Source organism: Sulfitobacter sp. G5_S2_6_S6 (genome assembly GCF_054968505.1).
In genome coordinates this window covers 216,306-232,853 of record NZ_JBQKUI010000004.1, presented here as the reverse complement: position 1 = coordinate 232,853, position 16,548 = coordinate 216,306, and the positions used below count along the sequence as shown (strand labels likewise).

At 62.0% G+C, this 16,548-nt stretch carries 16 protein-coding genes; 3 read left to right on the top strand and 13 right to left on the bottom strand.

Going from position 1 to position 16,548, the window contains the following annotated elements; all coding sequences use genetic code 11:
* Positions 1-25 precede the first annotated feature (25 nt).
* Together ACTRWK_RS09395 and ppx are read left to right on the top strand one after the other, a co-directional pair.
* A complete protein-coding gene (locus ACTRWK_RS09395) occupies positions 26-2,200 on the top strand; it encodes an RNA degradosome polyphosphate kinase (protein ID WP_037944974.1) in 2,175 nt (724 codons plus the stop codon).
* Between the two features lie 179 nt (positions 2,201-2,379).
* The gene (gene ppx, locus ACTRWK_RS09390) at positions 2,380-3,954 is read left to right on the top strand and encodes an exopolyphosphatase (RefSeq protein WP_037954289.1); all 1,575 of its coding nucleotides are present in this window, start codon (positions 2,380-2,382) and stop codon (positions 3,952-3,954) included.
* A gap of 6 nt (positions 3,955-3,960) precedes the next feature.
* Here ppx and ACTRWK_RS09385 read toward each other — a convergent pair whose 3' ends face one another.
* From ACTRWK_RS09385 to ACTRWK_RS09355, 7 genes are all read right to left on the bottom strand, one after another.
* Positions 3,961-4,380 (bottom strand): hypothetical protein, encoded by a 420-nt coding sequence (locus ACTRWK_RS09385; RefSeq protein ID WP_009826515.1) that lies wholly within the window; start codon positions 4,378-4,380, stop codon positions 3,961-3,963.
* A 42-nt stretch (positions 4,381-4,422) separates the two neighbouring features.
* Positions 4,423-5,448 (bottom strand): endonuclease/exonuclease/phosphatase family protein, encoded by a 1,026-nt coding sequence (locus ACTRWK_RS09380; RefSeq protein ID WP_289081881.1) that lies wholly within the window; start codon positions 5,446-5,448, stop codon positions 4,423-4,425.
* Entirely contained in the window at positions 5,448-6,128 is a 681-nt protein-coding gene (locus ACTRWK_RS09375; RefSeq protein ID WP_064217454.1) for a molecular chaperone DjiA, read from the bottom strand. The genes ACTRWK_RS09380 and ACTRWK_RS09375 overlap by 1 nt, the downstream gene beginning before the upstream one ends.
* Before the next feature lie 32 nt (positions 6,129-6,160).
* Complete coding sequence (locus tag ACTRWK_RS09370) at positions 6,161-6,646, bottom strand: GNAT family N-acetyltransferase (RefSeq protein WP_289081882.1); 486 nt, start codon at positions 6,644-6,646, stop codon at positions 6,161-6,163.
* The gene (locus ACTRWK_RS09365; RefSeq protein WP_289081883.1) at positions 6,643-7,257 is read right to left on the bottom strand and encodes a VOC family protein; all 615 of its coding nucleotides are present in this window, start codon (positions 7,255-7,257) and stop codon (positions 6,643-6,645) included. Before ACTRWK_RS09365 ends, ACTRWK_RS09370 begins: the two co-directional genes overlap by 4 nt.
* Before the next feature lie 69 nt (positions 7,258-7,326).
* A complete protein-coding gene (scpA, locus tag ACTRWK_RS09360) occupies positions 7,327-9,456 on the bottom strand; it encodes a methylmalonyl-CoA mutase (protein WP_037943775.1) in 2,130 nt (709 codons plus the stop codon).
* Positions 9,419-10,348, bottom strand: coding sequence for a hypothetical protein (locus ACTRWK_RS09355; RefSeq protein WP_132996897.1), 930 nt, complete (start codon positions 10,346-10,348; stop codon positions 9,419-9,421). The genes scpA and ACTRWK_RS09355 overlap by 38 nt, the downstream gene beginning before the upstream one ends.
* A gap of 168 nt (positions 10,349-10,516) precedes the next feature.
* Between ACTRWK_RS09355 and ACTRWK_RS09350 the strand changes: the two genes are divergently transcribed.
* Positions 10,517-10,978 carry a DUF4174 domain-containing protein gene (locus ACTRWK_RS09350; RefSeq protein ID WP_243251609.1) on the top strand — a complete coding sequence of 154 codons (462 nt, stop codon included), beginning with the start codon at positions 10,517-10,519 and terminating at the stop codon, positions 10,976-10,978.
* 94 nt (positions 10,979-11,072) lie between these two features.
* Here ACTRWK_RS09350 and ACTRWK_RS09345 read toward each other — a convergent pair whose 3' ends face one another.
* From ACTRWK_RS09345 to ACTRWK_RS09320, 6 genes are all read right to left on the bottom strand, one after another.
* Positions 11,073-13,118, bottom strand: coding sequence for an acetyl-CoA carboxylase biotin carboxylase subunit (locus ACTRWK_RS09345; protein ID WP_009826508.1), 2,046 nt, complete (start codon positions 13,116-13,118; stop codon positions 11,073-11,075).
* A 116-nt stretch (positions 13,119-13,234) separates the two neighbouring features.
* Positions 13,235-13,441, bottom strand: coding sequence for a hypothetical protein (locus tag ACTRWK_RS09340; protein WP_005852327.1), 207 nt, complete (start codon positions 13,439-13,441; stop codon positions 13,235-13,237).
* A 184-nt stretch (positions 13,442-13,625) separates the two neighbouring features.
* Entirely contained in the window at positions 13,626-13,973 is a 348-nt protein-coding gene (locus tag ACTRWK_RS09335; RefSeq protein ID WP_462843889.1) for a hypothetical protein, read from the bottom strand.
* Positions 13,974-14,072: 99 nt separating this feature from the next.
* Entirely contained in the window at positions 14,073-14,216 is a 144-nt protein-coding gene (locus ACTRWK_RS09330; protein ID WP_005852323.1) for a hypothetical protein, read from the bottom strand.
* A gap of 214 nt (positions 14,217-14,430) precedes the next feature.
* Entirely contained in the window at positions 14,431-14,883 is a 453-nt protein-coding gene (locus ACTRWK_RS09325) for a DUF6497 family protein (RefSeq protein ID WP_286759449.1), read from the bottom strand.
* Between the two features lie 62 nt (positions 14,884-14,945).
* The gene (locus ACTRWK_RS09320; protein ID WP_037943769.1) at positions 14,946-16,478 is read right to left on the bottom strand and encodes an acyl-CoA carboxylase subunit beta; all 1,533 of its coding nucleotides are present in this window, start codon (positions 16,476-16,478) and stop codon (positions 14,946-14,948) included.
* Positions 16,479-16,548 lie beyond the last annotated feature (70 nt).

The window sequence follows — 16,548 nt, the reverse complement described above, 5'->3', positions numbered from 1 at the left end:
TACAATGCAACGCCATAAGGCCGTCATGACAAACGCTGACTTTCTCGAATCCGCCTTCGTTCCGCCGCAGGATATGCCCGATCTGGACATCACCGGCCCCGGTCGTTTCTATAACCGCGAGCTCAGCTGGCTCGGGTTCAACTGGCGTGTTCTAGAAGAGGCGAAGAACCCCCGCGTGCCGCTGCTGGAACGCCTGCGCTTCCTGTCGATCTCGGCGGGCAACCTCGACGAATTCTATACCGTGCGTGTTGCGGGCCTGCGCGAGCTTGCCCAAGCAGGCAACACCACCCCCGCCAGCGACGGGCTGACCCCTGCCCAGCAACTGGTGCTGATCAACGAAGACGCGCGCAAGCTGATGACCGAACAACAGCGCGTACTGGTCGATCTGATGTCCGAGATGGACGACCAGAACATCATGCTCGAACGCGCCGCTGATCTGGACGCGGCCGATCTGGCCTATCTTGACGATGTATTCCTGCACCGCGTCTTTGCGGTTCTGACCCCGCTGGCGATTGATCCCGCGCACCCCTTCCCCTTCATCCCCAACACCGGTTACGCGCTGGCGCTGCAACTGGAACGCACCAGCGACAAGCGCCCGCTTCAGGCGCTGCTGCCGATTCCGGCGCAGATCGACCGTTTCGTCGCCCTGCCCGCCGCCGAAGGCTCGCTGCGGTTCCTGCCGCTCGAAGATCTGCTGGTGCTGAAGGTGCCGGGGCTGTTTCCGGGCTACAAGCTCAAGGCGCATTTCGAATTCCGCGTGCTGCGTGACAGCGATCTTGAGGTCGAGGAAGAGGCCGAAGACCTGGTGCGCGAATTCGAGGTCGCCCTGAAACGCCGTCGCCGCGGCGAGGTCGTGCGCCTGACCCATTCCGCCGGTGCCCCCGAAAAGCTGAAATCCGTGGTCATGGCCGAACTGGGCGTGCGCCCGCAGGATGTGATCGAACTGGACGGGATGATCGGCATCAACGACCTGTCCGAACTGGTGACCGACAGCCGCCCCGATCTGCTTTGGCCGCAATTCACCCCGCGCATCCCCGAACGCGTGACCGACCACGAAGGCGATATGTTCGCCGCGATCCGGTCCAAGGACATGCTGCTGCACCACCCCTACGAGACCTTCGATATGGTGGTCCGCTTTCTGGCACAGGCCGCGCGCGATCCCGATGTGGTGGCGATCAAACAGACGCTCTACCGCACCTCGCGCGACAGCCCCATTGTCGAGGCGCTGTGCGAAGCCGCCGAAGACGGGAAATCCGTCACCGCGCTGGTCGAGCTCAAGGCGCGTTTCGACGAGGCGGCCAACATCCGCCAGTCACGCCGGCTGGAACGCGCGGGCGCGCATGTCGTCTATGGGTTTCTCGACCTCAAGACCCACGCGAAAATCTCGACCGTGGTGCGCCGCGAGGGCGACCAACTGGTCACCTATACCCACTATGGCACGGGCAACTACCACCCGATCACCGCACGGATTTATACCGATCTGTCGCTGTTCACCTGTGACCAGAAGCTGGGCCGCGACGCGACCAAAGTGTTCAACTACCTGTCGGGCTACGCGCAACCCGACACGCTGGACAATCTCGCCATCTCGCCCATCTCGTTGAAGCCACGGCTGCTGGCGATGATCGCCGCCGAGGCCGACCATGCCGCCGCTGGCAAACCGGCAGAGATCTGGGCCAAGATGAACTCCATCGTGGATGCGGATGTGATCGACGCGCTTTACGCCGCGAGCCAGGCCGGGGTGAAAATCAGCCTGGTGATCCGCGGCATCTGCGGGTTGCGCCCCGGCATCAAGGGGCTGTCCGAAAACATCCGCGTGAAATCCATTGTCGGGCGCTTTCTGGAACATTCACGCATCGTCTGCTTTGGCAATGGCTACGGGCTGCCGCATAAGAAATCGCGGGTCTTCATGTCCTCCGCCGACTGGATGGGCCGCAACCTGACCCGCCGCGTCGAAACCCTGGTCGAGATCGAGAACCCCACCGTCAAGGCGCAGATCACCAGTCAGGTCATGGCGGCCAATCTTGCGGATGTGGCGCAAAGCTGGGTCATGTCCCCCGATGGCAGCTTTGCCCGCCCCGAGATTGCAGAAGGCACCTTCGCCTTCAACTGCCACCGCTTCTTCATGGAGAACCCCTCTCTCTCCGGACGCGGCACGGCGGGCGCATCCGACGTCCCGAAACTGACCCATACCGAAGACTAACCGCTTCATTTTGCCTGTAAACTCTCGCCGAAGGCGCATCTGTCCGATTGCGTTCCCGCTGGCGTTTATATCCCCCCATCACGGCGGGGTTTTTCACTTGCCCGTTTGCGTTAACGATTGACGCGGCGGGCCGGCTGGGCCAACTTGCCCCCCAAACAAAGGCCCCCGCAGGAGCGTCCGTGGCAGATAAAACCGACACCCCTCCGCCCTCTCCCGTCCCCGAAACGGGCGTCGCTGATCTGGGCCTGTTCGGCAAACCCCTGTTCCAAGACCCTTCGGCCCGTGCGCTGGCACGTGTGGGCGTGGTCGATGTGGGGTCGAACTCTGTCCGGTTGGTGGTGTTTGACGGGGCCGCGCGGTCGCCTGCCTATTTCTACAACGAAAAAATCATGTGCGCCCTTGGGGCGGGCATGGCCGAAACAGGCCACCTGTCGCCCGAAGGCCGGGTCCGCGCTCTCTCTGCCATGCGCCGCTTCAGCAAGCTGGCACAGGGCATGGGCCTGTCCGAGCTGACCGTCGTCGCCACCGCCGCCGTGCGCGATGCCAGCGACGGGCGTGATTTCTGCGACGAGGTGCAGCGCGAGACGGGCCTGAAGATCTGGGTCATCGACGGCGAGGAAGAGGCGCGGCTGTCAGCGCAGGGTGTTTTGCTGGGCTGGCCCGGTGCCTTTGGTCTGGTCTGCGACATCGGCGGGTCGTCGATGGAACTGGCGGAAATCTCGGGCGGGCGCGTGGGCAAACGGGTGACCTCGGCGCTTGGGCCGCTGAAACTGCGCGACATCAAGGGCGGTGCCAAGGCACGGCAGGCGCAGATCAAGACAGTGATCGAAGGGCTGGCCGAAAAGATGGGCGCACAGCGCGACCGTCTGTTTCTGGTGGGCGGCTCATGGCGCGCGATTGCGCGCATCGACATGGTGCGCCGCGGCTACCCGCTGCACGTGCTGCATGAATACCGGATGACCCCGAAATCCGTCCGCGAGACGGTGAAACACATCCAGACCAGCGACCATGAAGAGCTGCGCAAGATCAGCGGCGTCTCCTCCAGCCGGATGGCGTTGGTGCCCTTTGCCGCCGAAGTGCTGTCGCGGCTGGTCAAGACCTTCAAACCCAAGGATATCGCGATCTCCAGCTACGGGATCCGCGAGGGGATGCTGTATGAACAGATGCCCCAACGCCTGCGCGACCGCGACCCTCTGATCGAGGCCTGCCGCTTTGCCGAAGCCAAGGACGCGCGCACGCCGGGGTTCGGCAAGGCGCTGTTCGACTTTATCCTGCCGCTCTATAAATCTGCGCCGCCGCAGCGCAAACGTCTGGTCAAGGCCGCCTGCCTGCTGCACGACGTCAGCTGGCGCGCGCATCCCGACTACCGCGCCGAAGTCTGTTTCGACAACGCAACACGGGCGAATCTGGGCGGGCTGAAACACTCAGAACGGATCTATCTGGGGCTGGCGCTGCTGCACCGCTATTCCAACAAGCGCGAGAATACCCGTTTCGAAGACCTCTATGAAATGGTCGATGAAAAGACCCGGCTAGAGGCCGAGATTCTGGGCAAGGCCATGCGCTTTGGCGCGATGCTGTGGATGAACCCCGAGGAAGAGCGCGGTCACCTGCGCTGGTTCCCCAAGAAAAAGCTGCTGGAGCTGTGGCTGACCGACGACATGATGCCCCTGTTCGGAGAGGTCGCCGAAGCGCGGCTGAATTCCCTCGCCCTATCCCTGGGGGCCGAGGTCCAGCTTAAGACTTGCAAGAAATAGCCTGTCTTACAGGTCGATCTGCGGCACCTCGTCCAGATAGATCGCGGGCGGGGGCGGCGTTTCCTCGGGTGTCTTGTCTTCGGGCATGTCATCTTCCGGCGCGGGGTCTGGCTTGCGGCGGATCACAATATCGCCGTTGGGCATCTTTTGGGGCGGCTCATAGACGCTCCAATCCTCGACCTCTTCCAGCAGATCGGTAAAGGCGGGCCCCATCTCGGAGATGAAATTCCGCAACGCGGGGCTGGCCTTGCGCCCCCACTCGCCCAGCCCTTCCAGCGCGGGGGCCATCTCTTTCTTCATACCGTCAAAGAAATCCCGCGCCCCGCGTTCCATCAAGGAAAAGCCGGAGCCGTCGTTTTCCTGCTCTTGTGCCACGGCGACACTAGACAGGCAGATCAGGGTGGTGGTCAAAAGAAACTGTCTCATGCGGCGAAGACTGCCCTATTTCATCTTGTGATGAAAGCGGGATTAAAGGCGCGGCGACAAGTCCAGATCAATCGTCACCGGAAAGTGATCCGACGCTGTGATCAAGGCGTCGCGCAAGGCGGCATCCCCCCAGCATTCCGGGTCGTCCAACGGGTGCCAGATGCGCCAGTGCGGCCGATGCGCGGTCAGCGCCGGGCTGATCATGATGTAATCCAGCAGTGCCTGCAGATAACGTTTTTCGGGCGCGATCCAGAAGCGTGACGTGGTGGGCATCGCCCCGATCCGCTGGCCCAAGGCGCGGGTCGCATGGGGATCGACGAGCGCGCGATCCTGCCGGTGGCCCATCACAATCTCGACCGAGGACCGCCCGAAAAGGTCCTCGAAACTGTCGAGGCCCGGCCCGTCGTTCAGATCGCCCAAGACCATCAGCGGCGTGCCGTCGTCCAGCCGCGCATCGATCCGCCGACGCAGCCAGATCGCCTGTGCCAACTGCTTGCGCCGGTTGGCGATGCCGATGCGCAGCGCATCCTGCGGCGTCTTGGCCCCATGGGGGGCCTTGGATTTCAGATGCGCGCCGATCATGTGAAATGCCACCCCTTCGCGGGTAACGATATCCAGCTCAAGCGGCGGTTTGGAAAAGACGACATGATCCTCGCGCGCGTCGATATCCAGATCAATGTCCAACGTCCCGTCAAAGCGCGGCGCATCCCCCTGCCCGACCGAACCACCGGGCGCGTGGCTGGCCGACAGCCGGTCGGGATCGAACAACAGCGCGATTTCCTGCTGCGTGTCATTGGCAAAGCCGATCACCGCATTGCGTGTGCGCAGATCGAAATGCGCGGCAAAGCGTTCCAATGCGGCCACGGTGCCGCGTTTTCGGCTTTGGTCTGGGGCCTCGATCACCATCACAGCATCGGCATCCATCGCCCGAAACACGGTGCCCAAAGCCTGCGCCTGCTGCGCACGGGTGATATTGTGGCGCGCCGACCAGCCGTCATCCAGCAACAGTTGATCCTCATCGTCGAACAGACCTGTGAACCATTCAACGTTATAGGTCGCGATCCGCATTACTGCGCCTTGCCTGACCAGGTCTCCCACGCGCGGTTGATGTCGATCATGCGTTTTTCGGCCATGGCGATGGCCTCTTGCGGCAGGCCGCGGGCGACCAGAGCGTCGGGGTGATTGGCCCGTACCAGCTTGCGCCAGGCCGCGCGCCCCTCTTCAAGCGAGGCATTGGGCGGAATGCCCAGAACCGCATGGGGCAACGGCGAGGTATCGGGCACGAACCGCGCCCGAAGCGAGGCAAAATCGCTGTCATCCATCGCGAAGATCTGCGCGACACGCACCAGAAACGCATCCTCGTTCGGGTGGTACATGCCATCGGCCATGGCAATGTGGAACAACCCTTCGATCAGATCATGCAACGTTTCGGGCTGGTCCGCGAACATCTGCGCAATGCGCGCGGCGTAATCCTCGAACCCGGCCACATCGTGCCGTGCCAGGTTGAACACCCGCGCCGCACCTTGCTGGTCGGCCTCGGCAATCTGGAACACTTCGCGAAAGGCGGTAACCTCGTCGCGGGTCACCTGCCCGTCGGCCTTGGCCATCTTGGCCCCAAGCGCGATCACCGCAATGGTAAAGGCCACCGACCGCTCTGGCGGGGTGCGCAGACGGTCGAAAACAGCCGACAGCCCCTCACCGGCGGTGAGCGCTGACAAAGCTTCGGTGATGCGAGACCAAATAGACATGACGCCCACCATACGGGGCAGCGCCGGGGAAGTCAGCGGGGCGTCAGCATTTTCTGCATCAAAATTAGGTCAAGCTGCTGCCCGTTCTTCTGCCCGATGCGCGGCATCCTGCCCACGTGGTCGAACCCGAGTGCTGCATGAAAGCCAACGGCACCCGGATTGGCCCCGCTGATCGCCGCCACCATGACGCGCCGCCCCTGTGCGACGGCCGCATCACAGGCGGTTTGCATCAAGGCACGGCCGGCACCCGCGCCCTGCGCTGCGGCATCAAGAACGATCGAATGCTCCACCGCATCGCGATACCCCACCCCGCTGCGAAAGGCCCCGTAGGTGATGAAACCGGCGACACCCTCCGCGTCGGCCACCCAGAACTGCCCCGCGCGACCGTCGATCAGCGCCTCGACCTCTGCAGCCATCTTGGGCTGCGACGTGAAGGTGAACAGCGTTTGCGTGATCATCACATTCCACAGGGCCGCCACGGCCGCGGCGTCGCTGCCCTTTGCTGGCCGGATGATCACGCCAGCGCAGCACGGCCCGCGGGCGTGTCAAAACGGGCAGACAGCGCCGGTGTCCCGACCTCGAACACGACGCGCGCATCGGTGAAGATCGGGGCAAGCGTTGCCGCCAATGCCTCGGCCTGCGGATGCTGGACCGTCAATGTCACCAAACGACAGCCAGAGGCATCAAGCCGCTGGGTCGGATGGGCCTCGCCTTCCCATTGCATCAAGGCAGGGGCACAATTGTCATAGGGCAGCATACCGGTTTCCGGCACCGCCATACGCCAGCGCAGATCCCCGCGCTGCAACGCCACCGGCGCGCCATAGCCTTCGGGCAAGGCTTCCAGCGTCGCCTCAAGATCATCGCAGCGGCAAATCCAGTTGGACAGCCGCGCCGGACCGTTGAACCGGTCCAGATCAAACCAGCGCGCATAGGCAGGCGCAGGCGCGTCGGGGTCGACGGCAATCGCCTCCAGATACAGCCCATCGCCAAGCCCCAGCAGATGGTTATGCGTGCCAAACACCGCATGTGCGCCACCCGGCTGCAACGGCACCCCAAGCACCTGCGCGGCCAAGTCGGACGCGGCTTTCAGGCTTTCGCCCGCGACGGCAAGATGGTCCAGTTCGATCATTGGTCCTGCTTCCAGATGGTTCAAATCCTCGGGGGAGTGTGAGGGGGCAGACAGCCCCCTCGCGCCCGTTTAGCTGCGTGCGGCACGGATCAGTTTCAGGATATCCTGCGCGGCATTGGGGATATTGGTCCCCGGCCCGAAGATCGCCTTGACCCCCGCATCTTTGAGGAACTTGTAATCCTGCTGCGGAATGACCCCGCCGCAGATGACCAGAATATCCTCGGCCCCCTGATCCTTCAGCGCCTTGATCAACTGCGGGGCGAGCGTTTTGTGACCCGCCGCCTGGGACGAGATGCCGATGACATGCACGTCGTTGTCCACGGCATCCTGCGCGGCCTCGGCGGGGGTCTGGAACAGCGGCCCCACATCCACGTCGAACCCGATATCGGCAAAGGCGGTCGCAATGACCTTGGCCCCGCGGTCGTGCCCGTCCTGACCCATCTTGACCACCAGCATACGCGGACGGCGGCCTTCCGCTTCGGCGAAATCCTCGACCGATTTCTGGATTTCCGCAAAGCCGCTGTCGCCCTCATAGGCCGCGCCATAGACGCCGGCCAATGTCTTGACCTCGGCGCGGTGACGTCCGAATTTTTCTTCCATCGCCATGCTGATCTCCCCTACGGTGGCGCGGGCGCGGGCGGCTTCGACCGCCCCTTCCAACAGGTTTCCGCCCTCTGCGGCGCGGCGGGTCAGCTCGGCCAGGGCGGCTTTGCAGGCGTCTTCATCACGCGCGCTACGGATCGCTTCGAGACGTTTGATCTGGCTGTCGCGCACCTTGACGTTATCGACATCCAGAATGTCGATCTCGTCCTCGACCTCGCGGCGGTATTTATTGACCCCGACGATCACCTCGGTGCCGCGGTCGATCTTGGCCTGACGGGTGGCGGCGGCCTCTTCGATGCGCAGTTTCGGCATGCCGGAGGCGACGGCCTTGGTCATCCCGCCCAGCTCTTCCACTTCCTCGATCAGCTTCCATGCGGCGTCTGCCAGATCGGCGGTCAGCTTCTCGACATAGTAGCTGCCGGCCAGCGGGTCGACGACATTGGTGACGCCGGTTTCTTCTTGCAAAATCAACTGCGTGTTGCGCGCAATGCGCGAGGAGAAATCGGTGGGCAGGGCAATCGCCTCGTCCAGCGCGTTGGTGTGCAGCGACTGCGTGCCGCCCAGAACCGCGCTCATCGCCTCGTAGGCGGTGCGGATCACGTTGTTATAGGGGTCTTGTTCCTGAAGGCTCACGCCGGAGGTCTGGCAGTGGGTCCGCAGCATCGAGGATTTGGGGTTCTTCGGTTTGAATTCATCCATGATCCGCGACCACAGCAGACGCGCCGCGCGCAGTTTCGCGGCCTCCATAAAGAAGTTCATGCCGATGCAGAAGAAGAAGCTCAGCCGGGGTGCAAACCGGTCCACATCCATGCCCGCGGCAATCGCCGTGCGCACATATTCGCGGCCATCGGCAAGGGTAAAGGCCAGTTCCTGCACAAGGTTCGCGCCCGCCTCTTGCATGTGGTAGCCCGAGATCGAGATGGAGTTGAATTTCGGCATGTGGTCCGAGGTATATTCGATGATATCCCCGATGATCCGCATCGAGGGCTCGGGCGGATAGATATAGGTGTTGCGGACCATGAATTCTTTCAGAATGTCGTTCTGAATGGTGCCCGAGAGCACGGATTTATCATGCCCCTGCTCTTCGCCCGCGACGATGAAATTCGCCAGGATCGGGATCACCGCGCCGTTCATCGTCATGGAGACCGACACTTTGTCGAGCGGGATACCGTCGAACAGGATCTTCATATCCTCGACGCTGTCGATGGCAACGCCCGCCTTGCCCACGTCGCCCTCTACCCGGGGGTGGTCGCTGTCATAGCCGCGGTGGGTGGCCAGATCGAAGGCCACCGACACACCCTGCTGCCCCGCCGCAAGGGCGCGGCGGTAAAAGGCGTTCGATTCCTCTGCCGTAGAGAAACCCGCATATTGGCGGATCGTCCACGGGCGGCCGGCGTACATGGTCGCCTTCACCCCGCGGGTAAAGGGTGCCTCGCCGGGGATGCCGCCCAGATGGTCCAGCCCTTCGGTGTCTTCCGCCGTGTAAAGCGGTTTGACATCAATGCCTTCCAGCGTGTGCCACGTCAGGTCATCGAGGCTACGCCCGCGCAGTTCCGCCTCAGCCAGATTGCGCCAGTTTTCTTTGTCCGCTGTCATGGTGGTGTCCTTTTCTTCTATCGCCGTCTGGCCAGCTTGTGCCGGCTCTTGGGGCGGTTGATGTCTCTGTCAGGGTGGCAAGACCATCCGCACCGGCTGTCAGCCAGAACAGATCGTCCGCATAGGTTTCACGCAAGGCTGCGGCCTGCGCGTCGCTAAAGGGGTGCCAGTTGCCCAGCCCGTCGCTGCGCAGCCCTGCCACGGCAGGGCCCATCTGCGCGCGCAGGCTGGCCTCGTCCGGGCGGCGGTTCAGCCAATAGCCTTGGGTGGTGGCGGGGGCAGCACGACCGGTGAGCTGCGTAAACAGCGCATCGGGGCGGCCCGCGTAATCGTCATAGCGGGCGATGCTGATCTTCGCCTCGGGCAAGGCGCAGGCAAGATCGGTGATGACATCGCGCCAGCCGCGCCGGTCATGAGCGATACGGTCAATCTGGTCGGCATCCGGTACGGGATGCCCGCGCCCCACGGTATAGGCCAGCGCAGAGGCCCACCAATGGTCCGTCTGCCGGATGGTCAGCACCACCTGCGTCACGCGCCCGCCAAAGCTGGCCCCGAACCGCGCCATACGTTCGCCGATGGCCGGAAACAGCCGCCCGCTGCGCACCGAATGGCGCGCCGAGCCGATCATATTCTCGTCCGAGATCAGCAGTTGATCCGCCCCGAGGTCCCGCGCCTTGCCCATCAGCAGCGACACGCGCCCGTTTACCAAATTCGGCCCCGAGGCCAGCATTCCCGACGCCGGAAACAGCCCTGCAAACAGCCCGCCACGGGTCTGGCGCGGCCCCCAGACGCAGGTGCCCTGCGCCGCGATGGGATCGGCGTGATCCGCCAGATAGCGTTGAAAACTTGTGGTTCCTGTACGGTGTGCACCGACGTGAAGAAGAATATCCATGATCTGCTTGCCCAATCCTTGAACGGGGGCCAGCCACTGTGGCCCACTAAGAGTTTGAGCCACAGTCATGCCCGCAAACCTGTTGCAGAGTACTTAATATGCGCAGATGTCCGGTTGTGCATCGCAATTGCGTCGCGCAAGCTTATATCTGTACGGACAGGAGACAAAATGAAACCAGTGATAGCCCTTGTTTTTGCAGGATTGTTTGCGGTCTCGGCGGGGGCGCAAACGGCCACGGACCCCGAGGTTCCCACGTTGTTCCTGCCCGCAGATATGGAAGATTTGAGTGAATTCCATTGGAAAAAAAGACCGGTTCTGGTCTTTGCGGACAGCGAGGATGACCCCGCGTTCCAATCCCAGATGGAGCTTTTGCGCGAGCAGCCCGAAGACCTGATCGAGCGTGACGTGATCGTCCTGACCGATACCGATCCGGGCGCGCGCAGCCCGTTGCGGCTGCGGATGCGGCCGCGCGGGTTCATGTTGGTGCTGGTGGGCAAAGACGGCGGGATCAAGCTGCGCAAGCCCCGCCCCTGGGATGTGCGCGAGATCACCCGCAGCATCGACAAAATGACCATCCGGCAACGCGAAATTCGCGACGCCAAGGAAAAGTCAGGTAAAATCTTCGACTGAACAGCCAGCAGCCGCTGCAATATGGGCCGGTGCTGCGAAGGGATCCCCCGCAGCGCCGTGTTGTATCCCATGATGGCAACGGCTGGCATGGCGCTTATTCGAACTCGATGATGACATCATCCACAGCGAGGCTATCCCCCGCTGCGGCATTGACCTTGGACACTTTGCCCTTCTTCTCGGCGCGCAGGATGTTTTCCATCTTCATCGCCTCGATGGTGCAGAGGTTCTGGCCTTCCTGCACCTCGTCGCCGACCTCTACATCGATTTTCACCACCAGACCCGGCATCGGGCACAGCAGCATTTTCGATGTGTCGGGCGGCAGTTTCTCGGGCATTAGACGGGCCAGTTCGGCCTGACGCGGGTTGCGCACATGCACTTTCATATCCGCGCCACGGGCCCGCACGCGGAACCCGCCAGAGATTTTGCCGACCTTGAACACCAGCGGTGCGTCATCGATGGTCATCTCGGCCAATTGGTCGCCCGGTGTCCAGTCGCCCGCGACGCGCAGCGCAGTGCCGTCGTCGAAGGTCACCGTCGCGCCCTTTGGGTCGGCCTGAATTTCCACATCGAACGACTGGCCTTGCAGCGCGACGTTCCAGGCGGTGCCGACCTTGCGTTCGTGGTTGTCCATGCGGCCCGAAACGCGAGTCCGGCGGATCTCTCCGACGCGGTGCATGGCTGCAGTGGCCGCCGCGATCCGGCGCAGTTCTGCCTCGGGCAGCTCTACCCCGTCAAAGCCGTCGGGGTATTGTTCGGCGATAAAGGCGGTGGTCATGTTGCCTTCGACAAAGATCGGATGATCCATCACGGCAGAGAGGAACGGCAGGTTGTGCCCGATGCCTTCGACCTCGAAGCTATCCAGCGCCACGCGCATGCGTTCAATCGCCTCGGCGCGGGTCGGTGCCCATGTACACAGCTTGGCGATCATCGGGTCGTAATACATTGAGATTTCGCCGCCCTCGTAGACGCCGGTATCGTTGCGCACAGCCGTGTCACCCGCGGGCGCATCGCCCTGCCATTTGTCGTTGGTCAGCAAGGGGCCCGCCGCGATCTCCATCGGAGGGCGGTAGCGCGTCAGACGCCCGATGGAGGGCAGGAAGCCGCGGTAAGGATCTTCGGCATAAAGCCGGTTTTCGATCGCCCAACCGGTGAGTTTCACGTCATCTTGGGTGATGGTCAGCTTTTCGCCATTGGCCACGCGGATCATCTGTTCGACCAGATCGACACCGGTGATCAGCTCGGTCACGGGGTGTTCCACCTGAAGACGGGTGTTCATTTCAAGGAAGTAGAAGTTCTTGTCGCCGTCCACGATGAATTCGACCGTACCGGCAGAGGTATAGCCAACGGCCTGCGCCAAGGCGACGGATTGCTCGCCCATGGCTTTGCGGGTGGCTTCGTCAAGGAAAGGCGACGGGGCCTCTTCCACGACCTTCTGGTTGCGGCGCTGGATCGAACATTCGCGTTCGCCCAGATAGATACCGTTGCCGTGGGCGTCGCAAAGCACCTGAATTTCGATGTGGCGCGGCTGGGTGACGAATTTCTCAATAAAGATACGATCATCGCCAAAGCTATTGGCCGCCTCGTTCTTGGACGACTGGAACCCCTCGCGGGCCTCTTCGTCGTTCCACGCAATACGCATCCCCTTGCCGCCCCCACCGGCAGAGGCTTTCAGCATCACCGGATAGCCGATTTCGTTCGAGATCTTCACAGCCTCATCCGCGTCTTCGATCAGCCCCATGTAGCCGGGGACCGTGGAAACACCGGCTTCCTGCGCGATTTTCTTGGAGGTGATCTTGTCGCCCATCTTCTCGATCGCGCCCTTAGGGGGGCCGACAAAGGCGACGCCAGCGGCCTCGAGCGCCTCGGCAAATTTCGCGTTCTCGGACAGGAAGCCATAGCCCGGGTGTACGGCCTGCGCGCCCGACTGCTTGATCGCGTCCATGATCTTGTCGATCACGATATACGACTGGTTCGCGGCAGGCGGGCCGATGTGGATCGCCTCATCGGCCATCTGGACGTGCAACGCCTGCGCATCAGCGTCGGAATAGACGGCGACGGTTTCGATGCCCATCTTCTTGGCGGTCTTGATAACGCGGCAGGCAATCTCGCCGCGGTTGGCGATCAGGATCTTATTGAACATCGACTGTCCCTTTTGGTCTTGAGTGAACGGAAAAACCCCGCATCAGCACGCGGCTGAGCGGGGCAAAATCTTTGGCACTGCAGCTACCGCGACCCGAGGCCGCGGTAGATGTCAGATTATTGGCAGCGCACTGCGCCGGTTTGGCACGCCAGTACGTTTGCGCCGGCACCGATGGCCGCGCCTTGCGCGAGGCTACCGCCTGTGACGGCTGCTGCACCGGCACCCACGACACCACCGCCGAGCGCTTGTTCGCCCAGTGTGTCACCGCATGCAGCGAGGCCAGCGGACGCAGTAACGGCGAGAAGAATTGTTTTGATGGACATGGGATTAAACCTTTTATTGATCGTGCGTTATTCGCGATGTGATACTGATAAACGCATGGTTTCGCAGAAGGTTCCACCGCGGTTTGAATAACGGCGCGCGCCCCTGGCCCGACGGGCAAATTACCGCCCAACATGCCGCGCATGTGGCAAAAACCAGCCGAAAGGAAGGGGGCGACGCGCATGATCAATCCTCGAACGCGTCGGGGAAAGACGCCCGGGCAAGGGCTTCGTTGATGACCAGCATCGCATCATAGTCGGCTGGATCAAAGGGGTCATCTACCGCGACGACCTCGCGACCAAAGAGCCAAGACAAACGGCCCGCGTCCAGATTGCCCCTTTCGAACGGCTGGTCGCCAAAGGCTTCCCACAGCGCGCGCATAAAGGCCGTGTCAACACGACGGTCCGCCGCCTTGCGGTCGGAACGGCGTTCGCGACGGGTCAGCAGGGTGACCCCACGCGGGTTGGCGCGACGGATAACGAATTGATAGTCTGATCCGGGCATACGCCCCGGAAAACCGCGATGTTTCAGCATGATACCCCCCAGACTGCGAGGGCGATGCGCGGTGCTACCCCTGCGTTACATGGCGCAGAGGGGTTGGAGACAGGCGCAAAGGCCTGTCCCCGACAAGCATTACTTGTACTTGCCTGTGTACACGGGCTCAACCGAGATGGGCTCGGGTGCGACCACGACATATTCTTCTTGCTGCTTGGGTGCGCATGCCGCAACGGCTGCGATAAGGCCGAATGCGGCCAGCATTGTGATGCTCTTGGACATCTAAGTCTCCTGTCACTGTTTAAAGGGCCCGGCACTGCCTCATGCCAATCAGACCCCGATGTTAAAGTAAGAAATACGTCGGTATTCCCCGCCGCGACATTATCGCAGTTCATTGGCGTTGCATACGGTGTGCTTTCCAATGCGGCCAGATGTGACGCCAAAGCCGCAGTTCGGCGCGCTGGTGCCGCAGCGCTCGCAAGATGTTGTGGGTGCATCAAAGGCCCTCCCAGATACAGGTGTCGTTGCTCAGGCGAAATGCCTCGAAAAACTGTGTGGCATCGGGGTCGGACACCCCGAATTCCGTGACGCGATCAGCCAAAGAGATCACGATGACCTCTCCGTCCAGCGCATGTTGCGCCATGTAGGGAATGGCCAGCGCGTCGCACAGATAGGTCATATCGGCCCCAACCTGCGCAAAGTCCACAGCGCCCGTATCGCGCGCGATATAAGGGGCTACAAAACGGAAGCGCAGCCATGTCTGCACCCCCACCTCGTCTATCAGCACCTCTTGCAATTCGATGCTTTCGCCCGACGGCACCTCGACCGGCTGCGCCGCGGCAGAGGCCGTGGCGAAAGCTGCGCCAACCGCAAGCCACTTCAATGCCGCACCCGCCGGATGCAGACCGTAAGCCAAAGACGCGGAAAGAGAGGGGTGATCGGTAACCAAAGCGGTCTCCTGCCCCTCGGGGTGTCTGCAAAGGCACCGCGAGGGATATGGATTAAACGACGTTACAGCGGGATGTTGTTATGCTTTTTCCACGGCATCGCGGCTTTCTTGTTGCGCAACGAGGCAAAGGCGCGGGCAATCCGCTTGCGCGTGGTCCGCGGCTGGATCACCTCGTCGATAAAGCCACGCTCTGCCGCGACAAAGGGGTTCGCGAAACGCTCTTCGTAATCGGCGGTATGGCGTGCGATCTTTTCGGGGTCGTTCAGATCGGCACGGTGGATGATCTCTGTCGCGCCCTTGGCCCCCATCACGGCAATCTCGGCTGTGGGCCACGCGTAGTTGAAGTCGGACCGCAGGTGCTTGGACGCCATCACGTCATACGCGCCGCCATAGGCTTTGCGGGTAATGACCGTCACCATCGGCACCGTCGCTTCGCCATAGGCGAACAGCAGCTTGGCACCGTGTTTGATCACGCCGCCATATTCCTGCCCCGTACCGGGGAGAAAGCCGGGCACGTCCACCAGCGTCAGGATCGGAATTTCGAACGCATCGCAGAAGCGCACAAACCGCGCCGCCTTGCGCGAGCTGTCGATATCAAGGCAGCCCGCCAGTACCATCGGCTGGTTCGCGACCACACCCACAGTGCGCCCTTCGATACGGATAAAGCCCGTCAGGATGTTCTTGGCGAAGTCTTCCTGAATTTCGTAAAAGTCGCCTTCATCCGCAAGCTTGTGGATCAGCTCTTTCATGTCGTAGGGCGTGTTGGCGTTGCTGGGTACCAATGTATCAAGCGACGCCTCGATCCGGTCGGGTTCGTCAAAGAACGGGCGCACAGGCGGCATGTCGCGGTTGTTGGCGGGCAGGAAATCGACCAGACGACGCACCTCGGCCAGTGCTTCGACGTCATTTTCAAACGCGCCATCCGCGACTGAGGATTTGCGCGTGTGCGTCGTCGCGCCGCCCAGTTCTTCTGCGGTGACCTGTTCGTTGGTCACGGTTTTGACCACGTCAGGGCCTGTCACGAACATATAGGACGTGTCTTTAACCATGAAGATAAAGTCAGTCATCGCAGGGGAATAGACTGCCCCGCCCGCACATGGCCCCATGATCACGCTGATCTGCGGGATCACACCGGAGGCTTCGATATTGCGTTGGAACACCTCGGCATAACCCGCGAGGCTGTCGACGCCCTCCTGAATACGCGCGCCGCCGGAATCGTTGATCCCGATGACAGGCGCACCGTTCTGGATCGCCATATCCTGAATCTTGCAGATCTTTTGCGCGTGGGTCTGGGACAGCGATCCGCCAAAGACCGTGAAATCCTGACTGAAGACATAGACCAGACGGCCGTTGATCGTGCCCCAACCGGTGACAACGCCGTCACCTGCGGGTTTTTGCTGCTCCATCCCGAAGTCGGTGCAGCGGTGGGTGACGAACATGTCGAATTCTTCAAACGACCCATCATCAAGCAATAGGTCGATCCGCTCGCGGGCGGTCAGCTTGCCACGGGCGTGCTGCGCATCAATGCGCTTTTGCCCTCCGCCCAGTCGGGCGTCGTCGCGGCGGGTTTCAAGCTGTTCCAGAATATCTTTCATCACGCACCTCTATAAGATTTCCGCCACCGTAACGCCGCCTCCGCGCGAACCAAAGAGCATTTTTGCAAAT

Excerpts from the sequence above, each read along its gene's own strand:
- ACTRWK_RS09395 (WP_037944974.1), top strand. The coding sequence starts at position 26 with ATGACAAACGCTGACTTTCTCGAATCCGCCTTCGTTCCGCCGCAGGAT.
- ACTRWK_RS09385 (WP_009826515.1), bottom strand. The coding sequence starts at position 4,380 with ATGAGACAGTTTCTTTTGACCACCACCCTGATCTGCCTGTCTAGTGTC.
- ACTRWK_RS09380 (WP_289081881.1), bottom strand. The coding sequence starts at position 5,448 with ATGCGGATCGCGACCTATAACGTTGAATGGTTCACAGGTCTGTTCGAC.
- ACTRWK_RS09375 (WP_064217454.1), bottom strand. The coding sequence starts at position 6,128 with ATGTCTATTTGGTCTCGCATCACCGAAGCTTTGTCAGCGCTCACCGCC.
- ACTRWK_RS09365 (WP_289081883.1), bottom strand. The coding sequence starts at position 7,257 with ATGATCGAACTGGACCATCTTGCCGTCGCGGGCGAAAGCCTGAAAGCC.
- scpA (WP_037943775.1), bottom strand. The coding sequence starts at position 9,456 with ATGACAGCGGACAAAGAAAACTGGCGCAATCTGGCTGAGGCGGAACTG.
- ACTRWK_RS09355 (WP_132996897.1), bottom strand. The coding sequence starts at position 10,348 with ATGGATATTCTTCTTCACGTCGGTGCACACCGTACAGGAACCACAAGT.
- ACTRWK_RS09350 (WP_243251609.1), top strand. The coding sequence starts at position 10,517 with ATGAAACCAGTGATAGCCCTTGTTTTTGCAGGATTGTTTGCGGTCTCG.
- ACTRWK_RS09345 (WP_009826508.1), bottom strand. The coding sequence starts at position 13,118 with ATGTTCAATAAGATCCTGATCGCCAACCGCGGCGAGATTGCCTGCCGC.
- ACTRWK_RS09340 (WP_005852327.1), bottom strand. The coding sequence starts at position 13,441 with ATGTCCATCAAAACAATTCTTCTCGCCGTTACTGCGTCCGCTGGCCTC.
- ACTRWK_RS09335 (WP_462843889.1), bottom strand. The coding sequence starts at position 13,973 with ATGCTGAAACATCGCGGTTTTCCGGGGCGTATGCCCGGATCAGACTAT.
- ACTRWK_RS09330 (WP_005852323.1), bottom strand. The coding sequence starts at position 14,216 with ATGTCCAAGAGCATCACAATGCTGGCCGCATTCGGCCTTATCGCAGCC.
- ACTRWK_RS09320 (WP_037943769.1), bottom strand. The coding sequence starts at position 16,478 with ATGAAAGATATTCTGGAACAGCTTGAAACCCGCCGCGACGACGCCCGA.